The organism is Flavobacterium magnesitis (assembly GCF_041729735.1).
Taxonomy (GTDB): domain Bacteria; phylum Bacteroidota; class Bacteroidia; order Flavobacteriales; family Flavobacteriaceae; genus Flavobacterium; species Flavobacterium magnesitis.
The window spans coordinates 26272-46825 of the sequence record NZ_JBCFQK010000015.1 but is presented as its reverse complement, the minus strand read 5'-3'; the positions used below and the strand labels follow the sequence as shown (position 1 = coordinate 46825).

Sequence of the window (20554 nt, the reverse complement as noted above, 5' to 3'; positions counted from 1 at the left end):
ATATTAACTTAATCGGATGTCAGAAACCGAAGCTCCTGTTGGAATCATTGGGAATACATTGTTTTCTTTTTCAACCATAACTTCAAGGAAATAAGAGTCTTTAGAAGCCATCATTTCAGCAATTGCTTCATCTAATTCTTCTCTCTTAGTTACTTTTCTAGCTTTGATATAATACCCTTCTGCAATAGCACAAAAGTTAGGATTTACCATTACTGTAGAAGCATATCTATAGTCAAAAAACAATTCTTGCCATTGTCTTACCATTCCTAAAAATTCGTTGTTTAAAACCACAATCTTAACTGGAACCTTAGTTTGGTAAATAGTTCCTAATTCCTGAATGTTCATCTGGAAACCTCCATCACCAATAATGGCAACAACTTCACGATCCGGACGTCCCATTTTAGCTCCAATTGCTGCTGGTAAAGCAAATCCCATAGTTCCTAAACCTCCAGAAGTTACATTACTTTTAGTTTGATTGAATTTAGAATAACGACAAGTAAACATTTGGTGTTGCCCAACATCAGAAACCATTATCGCATCACCTTTTGAGTGTTTGTTAATCATTTCTATAGTTTCTCCCATTGAAATTCCTTTACCATTGGTTGGAGCCAATTCTTCATTAATAACTGCATCCAATTCGATTTCGTATTTCTTTTTGAATTCGTTATGCCACTCTTCGTGAGCATTCTTTTCAATAAGAGGTAATAATGCTGTTAAAGCTTCTTTTAAATCGGCTAATACAGCAACTTCCGTTTTTACGTTTTTATCAATCTCAGCTGGGTCAATTTCAAAATGAATTACTTTTGCCTGTTTTGCATAAGTTGCTAAATTTCCAGTAACACGGTCATCAAAACGCATTCCTAATGCAATTAAAACATCACATTCGTTAGTTAAAACATTGGGTCCGTAATTTCCGTGCATTCCTACCATTCCAACATTTAACTCATGTTCTGTAGGTAAAGCAGAAAGTCCTAAAATTGTCCAAGCCGCAGGAATTCCTGATTTTTCAATCAAAGCTTTCAATTCTTCCTCGGCCTTGCTCAGAATAATTCCCTGACCAAAAATAATCATTGGTTTCTTAGCCTGGTTAATAACCGCAGCCGCTTCCTTCACCTTTTCTATTTTTAGAACTGGTTTTGGATGATAACTTCTAATATCGTTACATTTTTTATAACTGAAATCTAAAGTATCAAACTGTGCGTTTTTAGTAATATCAACTAATACAGGACCTGAACGACCGGAACGGGCAATGTAAAATGCCTTTGCCATAATCTCTGGAATCTCATCAGCTTCTGTGATTTGGTAATTCCATTTGGTTACCGGAGTCGAAATTCCAATAATATCTGTTTCCTGAAAAGCATCAGAACCTAATAAATGTTTCCCTACTTGTCCAGTGATACAAACCATTGGAGTAGAATCGATTTGAGCATCAGCAATACCTGTAACCAGATTTGTTGCTCCTGGTCCTGAAGTTGCAATAGCAACTCCTACTTTTCCTGTAGCTCTGGCAAAACCTTGCGCAGCGTGAGCCGCACCTTGTTCGTGACGCACCAAAACGTGGTGCAATTGATCTTGAAATTTATATAATTCGTCGTAAACTGGCATTATGGCACCACCTGGATATCCATAAACTAAGTCAACTCCTTCGGCTAATAAGCATCTGATAACTGCTTCTGCTCCTGATATTTTCATACTTTATTTTTTTTCAAAAAATCAATTTCAATGGCAATGTCAAAAATCAATTTCAATACTAAACTGATTATTTATATTTTCATTGGTATTGCGATTGATATTGTTATTTATTATTTGTCAGTAACACATCCCTCAGATGCACTGGATACTGAACGCATATACTTTAGTAAAACTCCTTGTTTGATTGGTGATTCTGGTTGTTTCCAGTTGGCTTTACGTTTTGCAAATTCTTCTTCAGAGATTTTCATGTTGATGGTATTTTTCACCGCATCAATTGTAATAACATCTCCATTTTCAATTAAAGCAATTCCGCCACCTTCGTAAGCTTCCGGAGTAACATGTCCTACTACAAAACCGTGAGAACCTCCAGAGAAACGTCCGTCAGTAATCAAAGCTACACTGCTTCCTAAACCAGCTCCCATAATAGCAGAGGTTGGTTTTAACATTTCAGACATTCCAGGACCACCTTTTGGACCGCAATAGCGGATAATGACGACATTACCTGGTTTAACTTCACCGGCTTGGATTCCTCTGATTACATCTTTTTCTCCTTCAAAAACTACAGCTGTACCTTCAAAAAATTCTCCTTCTTTTCCACTAATCTTTGCAACACAACCTTCTGAAGCAATATTTCCGTATAAAATTTGAATATTTCCAGTTGCTTTTAATGCTTTTTGGATTTCAAAAATCACCTCTTGTCCATCATGTAAATCAGGAACTGAAGCTAAATTTTCAGCAATTGTTTTTCCTGTTACAGTCAAACAATCTCCGTGTAAGAAGCCTTCTTTTAGTAAATATTTCATTACTGCAGGAACACCACCTACATTATGTAAATCTTCCATTAAGTATTTACCACTTGGTTTCAAGTCGGCTAATAATGGTGTTTTATCACTAATATCCTGGAAATCTTTTAATGTTAATTCGATACCTACTGAATGAGCCATTGCAATTAAGTGCATTACTGCATTTGTAGAACCTCCTAAAACAGCTACCATTGTAATAGCATTTTCGAAAGCTTTACGAGTCATAATGTCTCTTGGCTTAATATCTTTTTCCAATAATATTCTAATCGCTTTTCCAGCATCAACACATTCTTGTTTTTTTTCTGGACTTAAAGCAGGATTAGATGAACTGTAAGGTAAACTCATTCCTAATGCTTCAATTGCTGATGACATCGTGTTAGCCGTGTACATTCCACCGCAAGCACCTGCACCTGGACAAGCATTTTGAATTACACCTTTAAAATCTTCTGGCGTAATGGTGTTACTGATTTTTTTTCCTAAAGCTTCAAATGCAGAAACAATATTCAAATCCTGACCTTTCCATTTTCCTGGATGAATAGATCCTCCATAAACCATAATAGATGGGCGATTTACTCTTCCCATAGCCATTAAAGCTCCTGGCATATTTTTATCACAACCTGGAACAGCAATCATACCATCGTACCATTGTGCACCCATAACTGTTTCGATAGAATCGGCAATTACATCGCGAGAAACTAAAGAAAAACGCATTCCATCATTCCCATTTGAAATACCATCACTAACTCCAATAGTATTAAAAATCAACCCTACTAAATCTTCTTTCCAGACACCAGTCTTAATATCTTTAGCCAAATCATTTAGGTGCATGTTACACGGATTTCCGTCGTAACCCATACTTACAATTCCTACCTGTGCTTTTTTAAGATCTTCTTCTGTTAATCCAATTCCGTAAAACATCGCTTGAGAAGCGGGTTGTGTTTCGTCCTGAGTAATCGTCTTGCTGTATTTATTTAATTCCATCTTATTTTTTTTATTTTTTGTCTGATATAATTCCAAAAAAAAACTCCCAATTTATGGGAGTTATATAATATTATTTTTCAATTATATTAATAGCTTCCCTTATGCACTTGTTGATACAACAATGACATTAACGACAGAAACTATTACAATTGAATTTTTCATTTTCTTTTTTTGATGCAACAAAAGTATAAAAACCTTTATATTTAAAAAAATAAAAAATAAAATTTTACGAATTTCTTATCATTAAACTTAATTATATGTCAAAACATTGTATTATACTATTGTTGATTGACCTAAATGCACATTATCATTATTAAAGTACATTAAATCATCTTTATTTAAAATGAAGTTAGAAACAAATTCCCCTACTTCATTGGTTCCAAATTTTGTATCTGGATTTAAATCTATTGTAACCACATTGTATTCGATTGCCTTCTCTACTCCTTCGTACACTTTTTTAGCTTCTTCGGTTAAACCAAAATATTCTAGCAACATCGCTGCCGAAAGTATCGCTGCAAACGGATTAGCAATATTTCTTCCTTTTGCGTGTGGATAAGATCCATGTACAGGTTCAAATAAAACGTGTTTTTCTCCAATTGAAACTGATGCTAAAACTCCAATTGATGCTGTAATTACACTGGCTTCATCAGATAGGATATCTCCGAATAAATTCCCAGTCAATACCACATCAAATTGTTTTGGATTGGTTACAATCTGTTTTGCTGCATTATCTGCAAACAAAAAATCCAAAGCAACGTCAGGATAATCAGCACTAATCTTTTTAACTACATTTCTCCACAATCGAGAAGATTCAAGAACATTAGCCATATCTACTAATGTTAATTTTTTTCTTCTTTTTTGAGCCGATTGAAAAGCCAAATGAGCGATTCTGGTAATTTCGTCTTCTGTATATTCACATAAATCAGAAGCAATTGTTCCTGATTCGTTCAGCTTTTTTTCTCCGAAATAAATTCCAGCCGTTAGTTCTCTGTAAATCACAAAATCTACTCCTTCTACAATTTCTCTTTTTAAAGGAGAAACATCTAGTAAACCTTTGAAAGGTTTAAGAGGGCGGATATTTGCAAAAAGCCCTAACTCTTTTCTTAATTTCAACAATCCTTGCTCTGGACGAACATTTGCAGCAGCATCAATACCATATTTTGGATCACCAATGGCACCTAGCAAAACAGCATCGGTATTCAGACATAGATTTAAAGTTTGCTCAGGAAGTGATGAACCCGTTTTATCAATTGCAATAGCACCAATAAGTGCATCTTCAAAAATAAAATCATGTTCATAAACAACTCCTACAGCATACAAGGCTTTTTTGGCTTGCAAAATCACCTCTGGACCTATTCCGTCTCCCGACAATACAGCTATTTTTAAGTTCATGCGGATTATTTTTAATTAAAAAGCTGCAAATTTAATCATTTAAAAACGCTTAATCCCTAACTATCGTTTAATTAAATCACCTTCTATTTTTGAAGCTGCTATAATTAAATGAATATCGTCGTCTAAAACTTCTTTTTTAACGTCTGCGAATTTCAAAAATTCAACATAAACAACATCTAATTGTGTTTTTGTCAATTCGTAACCCACTTTTTTAGCTCGGTAAGCTAATGCTGCTCTACCACTTCTGGCTGTAAGAACAATTGAAGATTCATTGACGCCTACATCTAAAGGATCAATAATTTCATAAGTTGCTCTGTTTTTAATAACACCATCTTGATGAATTCCTGAGCTGTGCGCAAAAGCATTCGCTCCTACAATCGCTTTATTCGGTTGCACCATCATACCCATGCTTTCAGAAACCAAACGACTCATTTCGTTTAATTGTCTTGTATTGATATCAGTGTATAAATTCAAATCAGGATGTTGTTTAAAAATCATCACTACTTCTTCAAGTGCTGTGTTTCCAGCTCTTTCTCCGATACCGTTAATGGTACATTCTATTTGTCTGGCACCATTAATTGCTCCCGAAATAGAGTTAGCAGTTGCCATACCTAAATCGTTATGACAGTGGCAAGAGATAGTTACATTATCAATACCTTTTACATTTTCTTTAAGATATTTAATTTTTGCACCATACTCATCAGGCAAACAATATCCTGTAGTATCAGGAATATTAAGCACTGTAGCTCCCGATTTGATTACTTCTTCGCAAACTTGTGCCAAGAAAGCATTATCAGTTCTTCCGGCATCTTCAGCATAAAACTCTACGTCTTCTACATACGATTTTGCATGGGCTACAGCAGCTTTTGCTCTAGCTATAATATCTTCTCTAGTGGTATTTAACTTATGTAATATATGAGAATCAGAAGTTCCAATACCAGTGTGAATACGTGGCCTTTTTGCATGTTTTAAAGCAGCAGCAGCAACGTCAATATCATTTTTAACGGCTCTGGTTAAACCACAAACTGTTGCATTTTGAACTATCTTACTAATTTCAGTAACAGATAAAAAATCACCTGGACTAGAAACAGGAAATCCAGCTTCAATGATATCAACCCCCATTCCGTCTAATCGTTCAGCTATAACGAGTTTCTGATTGGTATCTAATTTACATCCTGGGACTTGTTCGCCATCTCGCAAAGTGGTATCAAAAATTTGGACTTTCTCTCTATTCATATTCATTTATTTAATGTAATTTCACATCTTGATAACAAAAATATATTCTTTACTTTGAATAGAAAATTCATTTTACATGAATATACTGTTTATAAGCCCATCAAAGGAGGTTTAAATAATTAAAAATCAACTAGTTAAATCTATTTAATTTACAATGGCTAACCATCAAAAAGATTTTTTATTCGTTCTAATAAAGTCCTTATCTAAATCCGAAAAACGACAATTTAAGATTTTTGCAAGTCGATTAGAAACTAGTTCGAATACAAAATTCATTGAACTATTTAATATTCTAGACAAATCAGAGAGTTATGATGAAAAACTTATTTTAAAAAGTGGTATCATCAAAAAAGTACAATTATCGAATTTAAAATCGTATTTGTACAAACAAATATTAGTGAGCATTCGGTTGAATATTCCAAGTCAAAATATTCGCTATCAATTAAGAGAACAAATTGATTTCGCTACTATTCTATATAATAAAGGATTGTACAAGCAGAGTTTAAAGATTTTGGATAAAACCAAAACACAGGCTATAGAGAATGACGAAAAATTAATGGCGTATGAAATTGTGGAATTCGAAAAACTAATCGAATCACAATACATTACCCGAAGTATTCAGGGTAGAGCTGACGAATTAGTCATTCAGGCAAAGGAATTGAATTATCAGAACACTATTTCCAGTAAATTATCTAATTTGTCTTTGCAGTTGTACGGAATCATGCTTAAAACAGGTTATGTAAAAAGCGATGAAGAATACACTTATATTGATGATTATTTCAACAAACACATTTCTAAATTAGATGAAAATAAATTTGGATTCCGTGAAAAATACTGGTTTTACAATGCTAGTCTTTGGCGAAGTTTCTTAGTTCAGGATTTTTTAGGCAGTTATAAATTTGCTTCCAAATGGGTTAGGCTTTTTTATGATAACTCCAACATGATTTTCTTAAATCCGGTGTTTTTCTTAAAAGGGAATAATTACTTACTGGAATCTTTGTACATGTTAAAGTACCAAACCAAGTTCAAAAAATACTTAACATTATTAGAAGAAACCATTAAAGATCCTCGTTTTCCTAGTAATGATAACATTGCTTCGTTAGCGTTTTTATATACGTATAATAACAAATTGAATTATCATATCATGGAAGGGACTTTTGCGGAAAGCGAATATTTAATTCCTGAAATTTTAAGCAAACTAAAAACACACAACGAACATTTAGACGAACATCACGAAATGTTGTTTTTCTACAAAATTGCCAGTATTTATTTTGGAGTTGGAAAATACAATGAATCTATTTTCTATTTAGAAAAAATCATCAACAACAAGAATTTGAGTATGCGTGAAGACTTAATGTGTTTTGCCCGTATTTTATGTTTGATTGCGCATTATGAATTAGGAAAGGATTTTTACTTAGAAACGCAATTAAAAAACACTTATAAGTTTTTGATAAAAATGAATGATTTGCATGAAGTACAAAAAGAAATTATTCGATTCCTGAGAAACCTGAATTCAATTTATCCAAGCGATATTAAGAAGGAATTTATCAAAATGAAAGAACGCTTTGTTGAATTAGAACAAAACACTTATGAAAAAAGAGCTTTTCTGTATCTTGATATTATTTCCTGGCTCGAAAGTAAAATTGAAAACCGAAAAATTAGCGACATTATTAAAGAAAAAGCAAAACGAAGCAACAGATAAAATAGAAAGAGAGAAAGCAACTTCTCTCTTTTTTTATGGCAACAATTCTTTTCTACCTCTAATGATATCTTCAAAACTACTGCATTTTACTATTTCTTCTTCCCCATCGATCAGCATTGGTAAATAAACAAATTCCACTTCTGATAAATCTTCTTTTAGATGAAAAGCCATATCGTCTAATTTAAAAAACCATTCTTTGTCAAATTGCACTTTATTTATAGTAGCATCTTTTATCAACAGTATCTCTTTTAATCGCTTCATAAAATCGTATTCATTTTTTTATCAAAAATAAATCAGTCTAATTACAAAAACAAATTATCAAACTCTGGCTTTCTAAATTATTATTTCATTATTGTTTTAACTAGAATACAGAATCATTCCCAGTTAACCATTAATATTAGTAATTATAACAAAAATTTAGCGAATTAAATTATTGCCATTTTATAAATTTAAATACTTTTGCACACTTAACTAATTTAACTAATTAATAATGAAAAAATTATTTTTATTACTTTCTGCTTCTGCTGTACTATTCTCTTGTAGTAAAGTTGGTAAAGACGAGTATATCATCACTGGTATTGCAAAAGGAATCGAAAACGGAAAAACAATCATTCTTCAAACACAGGATCCTAGCGGAATGGGAGGATTAATCAATATCGATACTGTAAAAGTTGAAAACGGAAAATTTGAAATTAAAGGAAAAGTTACTGAACCTTCATTCCACGTACTTCAATTAGAAGCGGTAAATGAAAAAATTCCTTTTATCTTAGAAGAAGGAGAAATCAACATCGAAGTTAACAAAGATAGTATTCAAAAATCTAAAATTTCTGGTACTTACAACAATGATGAGTATGTGAAATTTAACGAAGAAATCAAAGTGGTTCAAAAGAAATTAATTGATTTTCAATCAGCTAATATGCTTAAAATGAATCAAGCACAACAAGCTAAAGATACTGCTGTGATCAATAGTTTAATGCAAGAATACCAAAAAATTCAAGAAGAAGTTGGTACTAACTCTAAAACAAAATATTTGTCTTACGCAGAAACTCACCCAAAATCTTTTATTAGTGCTTTAATTCTTCAAAGTATGTTGCAAGATCCATCTGCTGATATTAAACAAGCAGAAAAAATCTTCAAAGGTTTTGACGAAGAGTTGAAAAACACTAAACCAGGGAAAGAAATCAAAGAAAGAATTGCTGCTGTTAATTCTTCTGTTCCAGGTGCAGGTGCTTCTGCTGCTGGTGCAACTCCAACTCCAGGTGCAGCTAACTGAAGAGCAGATTTTTCAGCTCCAAATCCAGAAGGTAAAGTAATTTCTCTTAAAGAAAGCTTAGGAAAAGTTACTATTGTTGACTTTTGGGCTTCCTGGTGCGGTCCTTGTAGACAAGAAAATCCGAATGTTGTAGCAATTTATAATGAGTTGCATTCAAAAGGATTGAATATTATAGGAGTATCACTAGATCAAGATGCTAAAAAATGGAAAGAAGCCATTGCAAAAGATAAATTAACCTGGAATCAGGTTTCTAACTTAAAAGGATGGCAAGAACCAATTGCTGCTCAATATAAAGTAGAAGCAATTCCTGCCACTTTTATCCTTGATGCTTCTGGAAAAGTAGTTGCAAGAGACTTGAGAGGTGCTGAATTAAAAGCAAAAATCATCGAACTTTTAGCTAAATAAAGCTGATTTAAGTTATAAAAATAAAAAATCTCCCTAGTGGAGATTTTTTATTTTATTCAACACCAATAGGTTAAAAAAAAGCATGCAAAATATTGCAAAATTAGTACAGAATTAGTTTGCAGAAACGAAAAGTGTTCCTATATTTGCACCGCTAACAACAACAAACAACTGTTGTACTCAAAGGCTTCGGGGAGATACTCAAGCGGCCAACGAGGGCAGACTGTAAATCTGCTGTGAAAACTTCGCAGGTTCGAATCCTGCTCTCCCCACAAAAACGCTTCAAGAAATTGGAGCGTTTTTTTTATGCTTATTTCTTCCAACTATTTTCATTCAACACATTTTAAGATATTATATTTTTTCAATTTTTTAATTGGTAAATAAGTAAATAAAATGGATAGAAACGCAGCAAGAGATCCGACAAGAACCGCCATTGACGTTGCATCCAATTTGTAATATTTGGATAAAATAAATTGAGCAAACAGCAAACATGATAATACAGAAGAACCGGTAACCAAACCATTTAAAATACTCAGTTTGGTCATTATTTTTTTTAGATTAGATTGCTCATCAACCGTAAACTCAATCGCCTTCTGATTAGCAGCATCACTTACTCTTTTAATAATATCAATTGTAAGAACTACAGGTAAAAAAATGGCCATTGGCAGCGTTAATTGAGCCAGGCATTGTGTTCCTGCAAAGAAATGAGTATAACCCAATTCGCTAAAACTGGCATAAGCAATAATGAAATTAAAAAATACATTCGGAAGTACATAATAGATCATTCGCTTCCTTAAAAAGCGTTTTAAAGTAGTCTTTTTGATAATTTTCGGTTGAGCTGTTTTTATTTTAAATTTCATGAAGTAAGGAATTCAATAGCTTTATCTTTTATTTTTTTCGCTTCTTCTTTAGAAAGAAAACTTTCATTAGACATAAACATAAAATCCATTTCCTGATTGTAAGTTGTAGTTACCAGAGTGTTGGAATTCAACCAAGGAAAGGCAACACTTGGACTAAAAATGGTTTCCAATTTAAAGTTCTTATAATCGCTCGGAATATCAATTTTTCCCATGTTAGATAACGTAATGTCATGTCCTCCCCTGCTTGATTTTAACATCAAAATCATACGTTCTACAACTGGATGCATGTTTTCAGCCATCCATAAAAGCTCTCTAACATTCATTTTCTTTATTTTTTGAAAAAGATCCTTTTTAATATGTTTGGCATTCTCCAACAAATCCTGATTGCCTTTTTTTAATGACAATTCAACTGTTGGAGCAAACGCAAAAATATAATCTTGCTTTATTTCAGGAATAAAATGACGAACGTCTACAGGACTAATCACTTTCCCTTTAGACTTATTTCCTTGTATCTCTTTAAAGGCTTGCATAAATGTCGAACAGGGCAAAGAATGGATAGAAATCCCGTTGACTTTGCATTTTTCTGCTATCTGTTTTGTTATTTTTGAATCTAATTTCCTGTGAAAGACAAAATTTTCTCCAAGATTTCTCTTTTTACTCTTTTGCTGTAATAAAAAGAAAAGTTTAGCCATCAATAAATAAAAGCCTGCTTTTCGTTTCTTATTTTTTAGATTAAAATCATGAGGAAGAAAATCATTTACTGAATTAAACGGCTTATATGAAGTCAGTTCAAAAGAAGGTTCATCTAAAAGGCAAAGAAGTTCACGCATCAATGTTACGGCTGTTGTACCGTCACAGATGCAATGTGGCATTACCCAAAGAATCTCTGAAACATCTTTACCTTTAATCCAAACCACTTGAACCAGTGGTTTTTTCTCATCTTCAAATAATCTGTACCATTCATTTTTAGATTCCGAGAGCCAGTCTTCGTCCGATTTTCGTTCCACAATACGAAACGGAATGGACGAAATTTCTTTTTCTTCTATAAAAAAAGGATGTTTTTGACTTTTATCATCGATTTTTGCTCTTAATAAAGAATGTTTTTGCTGAATTTTGGATAAAGCAATTTCAAAATTTTCTTCTAAAAGGTTTCCTTTAATTTTTGCTGCAAATACTAAGTTTAAAGGCGTTTGAGAATCAACATACATGATTCTTTCCACCATCATTAAATTTCGTTTCATCATGATACTACTAAAGATTCTAATTGTTGTTGAATTGTTTTAATCATCTCATCACGAATGGTCAATGCTTCCACATAAGACAAATAACCTTCACTTCCTATAAATGAAAAATCCATTTCGCCACAGAAAGTCGAAGTTACCATTGTTGTTGTATTTCCTAAAGGTCCAATAACAGAAGGACTAAAAACATTTTCTAATGAAAATTGTTGGTATTCACTGGGAATTTGAATACGCCCTAAATTTGAAAACATACAATCATTAGAAGATTTTCCAAATTTTAATAGTTTTGTAAATTTCTTTACAGCATCATGTGCTGATTCCAAAACCATCATTGTGAGATATGGATTAAGTTTAGATGTTTTTTTCTCTACAGCTTGCTGTATCAATTTTAAATTTTCTTCAAAACTGATTTTTTTATTCAAAGAAACTACAATCATCAGCCCAAAAGCAAAAATATGATTGTCTTTTATCTGCGGAGCAAAACGTCTAATATCTACTGGACACGAAACTTTGTTAAATGCTTTTTTTCTTGTTTTTTTAAAAGCCTGAAGAACTACAGCACTCAAAAAAGTATTTACTGTCACCTCTTGATATTTACAGAAAGAAATTATTTCTTTAGTGGTTTCTGTATCAAATTTCCAGTGAATTAAATAATCTTTTTTTCGATCTATTCCTCTTTTTTCAATAGCGATACATTTGATTACCGTTGAAGCCAATCTTCCAATCAATTTGGCTTTCAATTGCTGTCTGCGATTAGATAAAATGTCATTCGGAACCACATCCTGAATTCCTAAAATAGGATTTTCTAAATTAATTTGGACTGATGGATTGTCTAATAACTGTAAAAATTCGTGAAGCAAAGTCATAGCAGAACCGCCATCACACAGACAATGATGAAATACAAAAAGCATATCTGAAACATCTCCCCCTTCTATCCAAACAAATCGGATAAGAGGATTCTCTTTAGAATCAAATACAGTATGCCATTCTTTCTTAGATTCTTCCTGCCACTGCTCCTCTCCTTTTCTATGAACAGTTCGTATTGGAATTATAATTTTTCTTTCTGTAACTTCAAACCAAGGGGCTTTATTTTCATCATATTTAATAACCGCATTCAACCAAGGATGTTTAGCCTGAAGTACATTCAAAGCATGCTCGACATCCTTTAAAACAAATCTTCCTTTTAATCTAAATGGAATTACTGTGTTAAATGGTTCTGTTCCGTCGCCAAGTAACATACATTCTCCAAATAATAGTTTTCTTTTCATAGATTTATACCAAAGCTAAAGTTGACTGTTCCACAAAATCTTCCAACAATTCTACGGCACGATCGTTTCCTCCAGCGTTAATTAAACTCGATCGAACTTCCTTTGCTGCATTTCTGTAGGTTGGATTTTCTAATAATTCAAAAACAGCTTGACGAAGCGCTTCCACACTCAATCTTTTATATCTGATGCTGATTCCACAACCTGCTTTTTCAATCAGTTTTGCAATATGAAAATGATCGTAAGCGATTGGAGTAATCAACATCGGTAATCCATTCGTAAAAGTATCATTAACGGTATTAAATCCACCATGACAAATCACCGCATCCATGTGAGGCATTAATGCTGATTGAGGCACAAAACTGCTCACAATAAAGTTAGAAGGCCATTCTTCGAAAATTTCTGGCGGAGTTGCAGCAATTACGGTTACAGGCTGATCAGCAAACGCTGCAATTACTTTTTCAAAAAATGCTTTTCTGATATCAACCAATAATGTTCCCAATGAAACAAATATTTTCGGAGTTGTAGATGCATTCAATTTATTCCAATCAAAAGCTGCAGGATTTGGGCGACCTTTCACTGGGCCAACAAATTGCATGTGAGAAGGAACTTCTTCAAAATCAGCAAATTTTTGAGAAGTAAAAATCAAATTCAAATGATGAGAATGAATAAAAATTCCATCATCTTCAATTCCGACTTCTTTTTGTAGTTCTTTGATTAAATTCTGTTGCCATTCGAAAATTTTCGGTGAACTATTTTCTGTATCCCCCATAACATCAGGCGGAACTGGCGTTGTTGTTACACAGGGAATATTATTTTTGTAAGCAAAAAGCGCTCCTCCAAAAGTGATACAGTCATTAACAATAACATCGGGTTGCCATTCTTTTGTAAGCGTTTCCAATCCGGGCATCATCATTTTAGCGAAAGGAACATAGGTTTCTTCCAAAGCCAGTTTCATTACTTCAGGACCTGAACAAGCGGGACCGTCATCCTGTCTTTTTAGAATTTTTGCAATTTCATCCTGATACGGAATTAAATCTTGTTCAGGGTAAAAATAACTTCCACCCTCGGGAATATGTTTATTGTCGAAAGGTGTAATTCCAAACCATTTTACTTCATGTCCACGGGCTATTAAACTTGCACCAACGCTCAATGTGGGACTGATATGTCCAAAAAATGGCGGAACAACAAATAAAAATTTAGACTTTGGTTTTTCCATATTTGAAGTTGAAATAGCGTTTTCCAATAAATTGGCTGCAGTTGAGCTTCCGCCAAATTCAATGAAAGATTTCCTAACAGTTTCTGCTGCTTTTTTATATTCAGGATTAGTTAAAATATTTTGTACGGCTTCGTTTAAATGATGTGCTTTAAATCGGTTAAAATTCAGACGTTCACCCGCTCCGGTACGCACAACACGACCCGCAACATGCGACTGGTCATACGCAATCGGAATCACAACTAACGGCAAACTATTTGATAATGCTTCAGAAACCGTATTGTGACCGCCGTGAGAAACAACACCATCTAAATGCGGCAATAAATCCAACTGAGGAACTTGCTGATACACCATGAAGTTTGCTGGCCAATGTTCGAAAAGCTGAGGATCTGAAACCACAACAACCGTTAGATTTTCGTCTTTAAAAGCATCAATTACTTTTTGGAAAAAAGCTTTTTTATGATTGTGGTCGAAAGTCGTTCCGATGCTTACCAAAATTTTTTTTCTAGAACTGCTATTGAATTTTTCCCAATCAAATTCACATGAAATTGGACGTTCCGTAAGAACGGGACCTGTAAATTGGAAATTGGATTCCAAATCCATTTCGCCAAAGAAATATTGGGATGTTAAAACTAAGGTCAATAAATCTGAACAATCTAATGCACGGTTTTCTGTTACGCCTAATTCCTGTTGCAACGCGATAATTTGTTTTTCTTCCCATTCATGAACTTTTGGAAGTTCACTCATGATTTTGATGGCAGCTGGAGCGGTAACAGTCGTTGCGTAAGGCAAACCTAATTTTTTAGCCGCAATTGAAGCCGCAAATAACTGATGATCGCCAATTACCAAATCAGGTTGATATTCTTTTAATAAAGGAATAATTCCGTTATAGCAATGTCTGTTTAAAGGAATTAAAACATCTTCGTAAAGAAATTTGATACTATCAATGCCGTAGACTACTTTTTTGGAAATAATATCGAGATAGTTTTCGCTTTCTCTTTTTTCTGCGTCGGTTTGGTCGTATTGAATCAACAATAATTCTCCGCCTTCCGGAAGTTTATGTTGCAAATTTTGGTCAAGACTAATCCATGCAACCTGATGCCCTCTTTCCAAAAGAGTAGCACCGATGCTTAATGTTGGATTAACATGACCAGTTAATGGTGGAACTACAAATACAAATTTAGCCATGGTTTTGTGATAAGGTTTTTAATGATTTTGATAAAAAATGGGCTATGGTTTCTGCAATCAAAACCGGTTCCTGAATCGGAATGTTGTGATCTCCGTGAATTAATTGTAATTCAGATTTTCCAATTTGAACTTTCAGCCATTCTCCTGTCGGTCTGCAGTTAGAATTTTCGCCGTACATCAGCAATGTTGAAAGTTTTAATTCCGAAAAATCAATTTCACTCAGGAAATGTTTTTCTTTAACCATATCCTCTTTAATACTGGTCTGATTAAATAAAAACTCATACATGCGATGGTTTTTTTCCATCTGTCTTTTCCCCATTTGTACTTTCGTGGTGTCGGTAAAATTGGCTACATAATGTTCCAGAAATTCCTTGCTGTATTCATCGATAATATTTCTGGCTTTTTCATCCTGCGGGTCGGGAGCTTCGATAACAATTAGTTGCTCAATACGATTGGGTGATTTTAAAGCTGTTTTTAGAGCAATCAATCCTCCAAAACTATAGCCAACAAGATGTGCTTTTTCAATTTCTAAAACATCCATCAAAGCCAAAACATCAGATGACATATTTTCTAAATCGTAACCGTCTGCAAAACGCTCGCTCATACCGTGACTTTTCAAATCGTACATCACCACATGGAAATATTCTGCCAGAATCGGAGCAATATTAAAATAATAAATAGAAAGGTTGCTGAACATACCGTGGATCAGTACCACAGTTTGTTCAGCTCCTTTATTGAGTTCCTGAATATGAACCTTTTTATTGTTTACAGAGATTATTGGCATTCGTAGATATAATTAATAATCATACTTAAATCCAGATTAATTAATTCGTCTAAATCCATTGAAGACAACCAACCCGTGAAATCGATTTGCTCGCCAAAATGCGCTTTGATTTTCTCAGAAAAAGAAACAATTTCGATACTGTCCATTTCTAAATCTTTCGTAAAAGAACTTTCAGGAGTAATATCCATTTCTTCTACAAATTCTTCGCCTATTACTTCTGTAATAAAACCTTTTAAAAGGCTAAATAATTCTTCGTGATTTAATTTTGCTGTTGTGTTTATAGTGTCCATCCTATGATATAATTTTTATGTTTAATTGTTTTGATTTCTATTTTGTTGATCCATAAAGAATCCTCTGTAATTTTCTCGACTTCTAATCTTTTTGGATTTCCTTTTAATCCCGTTCCCATGAATTTTCCGTAAGCTTCTTTAGCTACCCAAAAACGGGTTGTCCATTCTGCCTGATCTTTGTCTTTTAATAATACTAATTCGTTATCAGTAAAGACCAAATCGTAGAATCCTGAGCTTCTTTCTTCAATAATTTCCATATCGATTCCGACCGGTTTTCCACTTTGTGCAATTCCGACAGCATCTTTTCCTTTGTGCGCTAAAGAAATATGAATATTTTTTGTCATATCTCCTATCAAATAAGGCTTTCCAGCCTCATCAGAGCCTATTTCAAAAGTGATTGGGAAGCAAGGATGATTTTTTTCTTGTTTAAGAAGGTTTCTCACAGCATCTTTCACAGCAACACGGCTTACCATCCAGCTTTTTCTCTTGTTTGGTAAAAGTTTTTGATGATGTTGTTTTTCAGCCTGATTGAAATACCTTTTCAGAACAAAATCCCAGGACGCCACTCTTGAATATGCCTGATGAAAGAAAAATACCTGAGGCGCAATTTCCTCCGAAAGACGATTGTGCAAAGGCGACATCGAGATGTTCCATAAGGCAGCATCAATTTCCAGACGACGGTTTTGCCAGCCTGAAATTTTACACCAAACTTTTCCATTTCTAGTTAAAAGAATATCTCCAATCGCAAATTCGTCATTCATTTCAGTCAAGCTGCAGGTACATTCAAAAATGCCATCCTGATCGTGCATATCTCCGAAAAATTCAATGTCTTTGATTTTTACAGGGAAAGCAATTCTGTCTTTTGTTAATGTCAATTGCAACCAAAGGCCAAATAATTGTCCGGCGTTATCTAACAACGAACCTTTTCCGCCATTTCCTTTTATTTTTCCAACAATTCCTTTTGTTCCCACTTTTGAAACTTCTGTAATTCCCTGATATTTTTCTCCATGGAACATGTGCATATCGTAGATTTCTTCAGGAGTTCTTTCGATAGGTAACAAATCTCCGATTGAAAGATTGAACGTAAGATTCGGTCTTGCAGACGAGGTTAATAAGATTTCAGCATTTACAAAATTTTCAATATCCAAATAAGCGTGATTATTTGATTTCCATTCTGCTTTTACTGTTTTTTCGAATGGTTTTGCCACATTCATCCATTGAAAAACGCTTACATTCATGATTTTATGAACCTGACTTCCCTGAATTTCAGCCTGTGCAATTTCTGCCAATTGTTCGAAAATCATTGTCATTGGAATCACGGGTTCCATATCAGCAATTTCGTGCCAACCTTTTGGTTGTCTCAGCAAGCTGTGGTCAATCAAATAAGGATGATTTTCCAATGTCACATATAACTTTCTTTCAAAATTCTTAAGTACTGGAGTTTGAACTTTTGGCAAAACAACATTAGAAACCGAAATTTCCGGACGGTCTTGGAATAAAGTTAAAACCTCTTCCTGCATACGAATCATATCCGAAATATTATCCTGAAATGCCTGAACAAGCGGATGTCTTGATTTTACAACCGCCGCAGAAACTTTCTGCTTTGGAGTATCGATATATTTTGATAAATTTTTAATTGCTGCAAAATCACGGATAATTGGCGAACCTAATTCCAGTTTCATCCCTTTTCCTGATGATTTTATTGAAGAAGTTTGAATCTCTAAAAAATCCAACGCAACTGTTTTTCCTTCTACAAATAAAGCCGCAACAACTCTTTGAAACTGAGCTAATGCAGAACGTGTAGCAACGCTGGAAGCAATCGTGCTGAATGCTTTTCCTTTTAGTGTATCATCAATAAACCCAATTAATCCACCAGTTCCAACTTGGATAAAAAATCTTGCGCCTTCTGCGTATAATTTATCCGTTAGTTCACGAAAACGAACGGGCTCCACAAGGTGTTCAGCGCTCAATTTTCTGATTGCGTCCTGATCTGTTGGATAAGGTTCTAAAGTCGTTGCTGACCATAATGGAATTTTTGTTTGCTGAAATTGTGCTTTTTCCATTCCTGCTAAAATTACATCCAGTTTATCTGCGATAAAAGGCGAATGAAAACCTGATTGAAATGGCAATATTTGATGAAATACCTGTTTTGATTTTAATACCGGAACCAATTCATCCAAAGCCGAATTACTTCCGCAAAGAATTACCTGATTAGGGCAATTGTCATTGGAAATATAGACATTCGGAATTTCTTCAATAATAGGTTTTATGATTTCAATTCCTGCTCCGATTGCTATGAATTTCGAATCTTTTAATTCAAAGGTTTCAGGATTTAAAACATCAATTAAAGCTTTTACAGAACTCACTTCCGCCAATTCTGAAGAATAGCCCGCAAGCCATTCACCCAAACTGTGACCTGCATTCATATCAGGAACAATTCCTAGTTTTTTTAATGAATTATCAAGAATACTACAGTTATTGAAAACATTTAAAGCATCATTTAAAAGTCCTTCACCTTCAGTTTTTATCGGTGCATTGATGTTAAAGTAACGGCTTACACTTTCTACTTCACCTTTCGCCAAACCATCTAATCCAGGAAATACAAAAGCAACTTTTTCTCTGTTTTGCAATAGAGGCATATTGGTGTACCAAATATCCTGTTTGTTACGCCACGGATTGTTTTTAGCAACAATTTTAATAGCCTTTTCAATTCTTGCAGGACTTGGATCGAATAGTGCGATTCGATAATCTCCTTCTCCTACCGTCGTATCATTGTTTTGTAAAGCGGTTAATAATTCTTCATGTGTTGATCTTGCCAGAATTAAAACTTTATCCTTTTTAGGCATATCATACCCCTCTAAAACAACATGTGCATTGATTCCTCCAAATCCAAAAGCATTGACAGCCGCCACTTTTGGCAACCCCGTTTTAGACCAGTTTTTTGCTTCCTGTACAGCTTCGAATCTGGTATTCTTCATATCTACAGTTGGATTTTCACAGTATAATGTCGGTGGCAACGTATCGTGATATAAAGCCAAACAAGTTTTTATTAAACCTGCAATTCCTGCAGCGGGCATCGCATGACCGATATTGGATTTAACAGAACCAATTCCAGCGATTTTAGCACCTTCTTCTTTTCCAAAAAATTGAGCTAAAGTCTGAAGTTCGGTTTTGTCACCAAGCGGAGTCCCTGTTCCGTGCGCTTCCAAATAACCAATTTGATTTTCATCTAAATCTGCATTTGCCCAAGCTTGTTGCAAAGCTTTTAACTGACCTTTTACAGAAGGACTCATCACGCTGGTTCCATTTCCATCGCTACTTACACCAACTCCTTTGATAACTGCATAGATTTTATCTTGATCTTGAACAGCATCTTCTAACCGTTTTAAAACTACAAAACCGCAGCCTTCGCCAATCAACAACCCATCTGCATCAGTGCTGAAAGGTTTAATTTGCTGTTGACGGGATAAAGCGCCCAATTGAGCAAAAATACTCCAGAACGCAGCGTTTTGTCCAGTGTGAACTCCACCTGCAATCATAATATCAGATCTTCCTCTTTGAAGTTCTTGAACCGCATGATCAACTGCCAATAAAGCACTTGCACAAGCGGCATCAACGGTAAAAGCTACACCGCCTAAATTGAAACGATTGGCTACCAAAGAAGCAACCAAATTTGGAATCAATCCCATTGCGGTATCGGCAGCAAAACGTCCTTTTCTTTCCTGAAAAGCGTGTTTTACTTTTTCAATATCGGCAGAAGAAACTTCGGGTAATAATTCTTTTAGTAAAGAAGAAATTTGCTCTCCAGTTCTTACAATTTCTATGGCACGTGTAGCACCAGGTCCAGTATAATTTCCTTTTCCAATAATGATTCCTGTTTTTTCTAGCGAAATATTTCTCTGAAAAACACCTGCATCATCCAAGGCTTTTTCTACCAGATCCAGGGTTAATAAATGATCTGGTTCTGTACCTTCAACCGCTAATGGTAAAATTCCGAAAGCAGTTGGATCGAACTCATAATCAGAGATGAATCCGCCTCGTTGACAATAAAAACGATCAACCGGATTCGTACTGTCGCTAAAATGAACAGGATCGATTCGGTCGGCAGGAGCCAGTTGGGTAGAATCTACTTTATTGACAATATTTTGCCAAAAAGTGTTGGCATCCTGTGCCCCTGGAAACACACAAGACAGGCCTATTACAGCAACATCTGTTTTTTTCATACCTTACAG

The 20554-nt window shown here is 34.4% G+C and carries 14 protein-coding genes, 1 tRNA gene and 1 pseudogene; 4 read left to right on the top strand and 12 right to left on the bottom strand.

The annotated features are described in order from the left end of the window. Positions 1–3 precede the first annotated feature (3 nt). The 4 genes from ilvB to AAGV33_RS11090 form a co-directional block, all read right to left on the bottom strand. On the bottom strand, positions 4–1692 hold the full coding sequence (gene ilvB / locus AAGV33_RS11105) for a biosynthetic-type acetolactate synthase large subunit (protein WP_373392088.1): 1689 nt from the start codon (positions 1690–1692) through the stop codon (positions 4–6). A gap of 110 nt (positions 1693–1802) precedes the next feature. Then, positions 1803–3476, bottom strand: a complete 1674-nt coding sequence (gene ilvD, locus AAGV33_RS11100; protein WP_373392087.1) for a dihydroxy-acid dehydratase — start codon at positions 3474–3476, stop codon at positions 1803–1805. Between the two features lie 273 nt (positions 3477–3749). Next, the gene (gene leuB / locus AAGV33_RS11095; protein ID WP_373392086.1) at positions 3750–4868 is read right to left on the bottom strand and encodes a 3-isopropylmalate dehydrogenase; all 1119 of its coding nucleotides are present in this window, start codon (positions 4866–4868) and stop codon (positions 3750–3752) included. Positions 4869–4928: 60 nt separating this feature from the next. Next, on the bottom strand, positions 4929–6104 hold the full coding sequence (locus AAGV33_RS11090) for a 2-isopropylmalate synthase (RefSeq protein ID WP_373392085.1): 1176 nt from the start codon (positions 6102–6104) through the stop codon (positions 4929–4931). Between the two features lie 154 nt (positions 6105–6258). On the opposite strand from AAGV33_RS11090, the gene AAGV33_RS11085 reads away from it, so the two are divergent. Further along, positions 6259–7803: a hypothetical protein gene (locus AAGV33_RS11085; RefSeq protein WP_373392084.1), complete on the top strand. Its 1545-nt coding sequence runs from the start codon at positions 6259–6261 to the stop codon at positions 7801–7803. 33 nt (positions 7804–7836) lie between these two features. Here AAGV33_RS11085 and AAGV33_RS11080 read toward each other — a convergent pair whose 3' ends face one another. Beyond that, complete coding sequence (locus tag AAGV33_RS11080) at positions 7837–8064, bottom strand: hypothetical protein (RefSeq protein WP_373392083.1); 228 nt, start codon at positions 8062–8064, stop codon at positions 7837–7839. 229 nt (positions 8065–8293) lie between these two features. On the opposite strand from AAGV33_RS11080, the gene AAGV33_RS11075 reads away from it, so the two are divergent. The 3 genes and pseudogenes from AAGV33_RS11075 (at position 8294) to AAGV33_RS11065 (ending at position 9750) form a co-directional block, all read left to right on the top strand. Further along, positions 8294–9076: a DUF4369 domain-containing protein gene (locus tag AAGV33_RS11075; protein ID WP_373392082.1), complete on the top strand. Its 783-nt coding sequence runs from the start codon at positions 8294–8296 to the stop codon at positions 9074–9076. Positions 9077–9094: 18 nt separating this feature from the next. Next, positions 9095–9481 (top strand): annotated as a pseudogene (locus AAGV33_RS11070) (TlpA family protein disulfide reductase); the annotation flags it as partial. Between the two features lie 188 nt (positions 9482–9669). Next, positions 9670–9750 (top strand) — tRNA-Tyr (locus tag AAGV33_RS11065). Between the two features lie 57 nt (positions 9751–9807). Here AAGV33_RS11065 and AAGV33_RS11060 read toward each other — a convergent pair. From AAGV33_RS11060 to AAGV33_RS11030, 7 genes are read right to left on the bottom strand one after another with little or no spacing between them, the layout of a single operon-like run. Beyond that, positions 9808–10338, bottom strand: a complete 531-nt coding sequence (locus AAGV33_RS11060; protein WP_373392081.1) for a hypothetical protein — start codon at positions 10336–10338, stop codon at positions 9808–9810. Further along, positions 10335–11582: a condensation domain-containing protein gene (locus AAGV33_RS11055; protein ID WP_373392080.1), complete on the bottom strand. Its 1248-nt coding sequence runs from the start codon at positions 11580–11582 to the stop codon at positions 10335–10337. Before AAGV33_RS11055 ends, AAGV33_RS11060 begins: the two co-directional genes overlap by 4 nt. Next, the gene (locus AAGV33_RS11050; protein WP_373392079.1) at positions 11579–12847 is read right to left on the bottom strand and encodes a condensation domain-containing protein; all 1269 of its coding nucleotides are present in this window, start codon (positions 12845–12847) and stop codon (positions 11579–11581) included. The genes AAGV33_RS11055 and AAGV33_RS11050 overlap by 4 nt, the downstream gene beginning before the upstream one ends. 4 nt (positions 12848–12851) lie before the next feature. Continuing rightward, positions 12852–15248 carry a glycosyltransferase gene (locus AAGV33_RS11045; protein ID WP_373392078.1) on the bottom strand — a complete coding sequence of 799 codons (2397 nt, stop codon included), beginning with the start codon at positions 15246–15248 and terminating at the stop codon, positions 12852–12854. After that, complete coding sequence (locus AAGV33_RS11040) at positions 15241–16032, bottom strand: alpha/beta fold hydrolase (RefSeq protein ID WP_373392077.1); 792 nt, start codon at positions 16030–16032, stop codon at positions 15241–15243. Before AAGV33_RS11040 ends, AAGV33_RS11045 begins: the two co-directional genes overlap by 8 nt. Continuing rightward, positions 16023–16322: an acyl carrier protein gene (locus AAGV33_RS11035; protein WP_373392076.1), complete on the bottom strand. Its 300-nt coding sequence runs from the start codon at positions 16320–16322 to the stop codon at positions 16023–16025. The genes AAGV33_RS11040 and AAGV33_RS11035 overlap by 10 nt, the downstream gene beginning before the upstream one ends. Continuing rightward, on the bottom strand, positions 16310–20545 hold the full coding sequence (locus tag AAGV33_RS11030; RefSeq protein ID WP_373392075.1) for a beta-ketoacyl synthase N-terminal-like domain-containing protein: 4236 nt from the start codon (positions 20543–20545) through the stop codon (positions 16310–16312). The genes AAGV33_RS11035 and AAGV33_RS11030 overlap by 13 nt, the downstream gene beginning before the upstream one ends. Between the last annotated feature and the right edge of the window lie 9 nt (positions 20546–20554).

What these genes read in the sequence shown, in the direction of transcription:
- ilvD (WP_373392087.1), bottom strand. Translation starts at nt 3,476, where the DNA reads ATGGAATTAAATAAATACAGCAAGACGATTACTCAGGACGAAACACAA.
- leuB (WP_373392086.1), bottom strand. Translation starts at nt 4,868, where the DNA reads ATGAACTTAAAAATAGCTGTATTGTCGGGAGACGGAATAGGTCCAGAG.
- AAGV33_RS11060 (WP_373392081.1), bottom strand. Translation starts at nt 10,338, where the DNA reads ATGAAATTTAAAATAAAAACAGCTCAACCGAAAATTATCAAAAAGACT.
- AAGV33_RS11090 (WP_373392085.1), bottom strand. Translation starts at nt 6,104, where the DNA reads ATGAATAGAGAGAAAGTCCAAATTTTTGATACCACTTTGCGAGATGGC.
- AAGV33_RS11045 (WP_373392078.1), bottom strand. Translation starts at nt 15,248, where the DNA reads ATGGCTAAATTTGTATTTGTAGTTCCACCATTAACTGGTCATGTTAAT.
- AAGV33_RS11035 (WP_373392076.1), bottom strand. Translation starts at nt 16,322, where the DNA reads ATGGACACTATAAACACAACAGCAAAATTAAATCACGAAGAATTATTT.
- AAGV33_RS11080 (WP_373392083.1), bottom strand. Translation starts at nt 8,064, where the DNA reads ATGAAGCGATTAAAAGAGATACTGTTGATAAAAGATGCTACTATAAAT.
- AAGV33_RS11055 (WP_373392080.1), bottom strand. Translation starts at nt 11,582, where the DNA reads ATGATGAAACGAAATTTAATGATGGTGGAAAGAATCATGTATGTTGAT.
- AAGV33_RS11050 (WP_373392079.1), bottom strand. Translation starts at nt 12,847, where the DNA reads ATGAAAAGAAAACTATTATTTGGAGAATGTATGTTACTTGGCGACGGA.
- AAGV33_RS11040 (WP_373392077.1), bottom strand. Translation starts at nt 16,032, where the DNA reads ATGCCAATAATCTCTGTAAACAATAAAAAGGTTCATATTCAGGAACTC.
- AAGV33_RS11075 (WP_373392082.1), top strand. Translation starts at nt 8,294, where the DNA reads ATGAAAAAATTATTTTTATTACTTTCTGCTTCTGCTGTACTATTCTCT.
- AAGV33_RS11030 (WP_373392075.1), bottom strand. Translation starts at nt 20,545, where the DNA reads ATGAAAAAAACAGATGTTGCTGTAATAGGCCTGTCTTGTGTGTTTCCA.
- AAGV33_RS11085 (WP_373392084.1), top strand. Translation starts at nt 6,259, where the DNA reads ATGGCTAACCATCAAAAAGATTTTTTATTCGTTCTAATAAAGTCCTTA.
- ilvB (WP_373392088.1), bottom strand. Translation starts at nt 1,692, where the DNA reads ATGAAAATATCAGGAGCAGAAGCAGTTATCAGATGCTTATTAGCCGAA.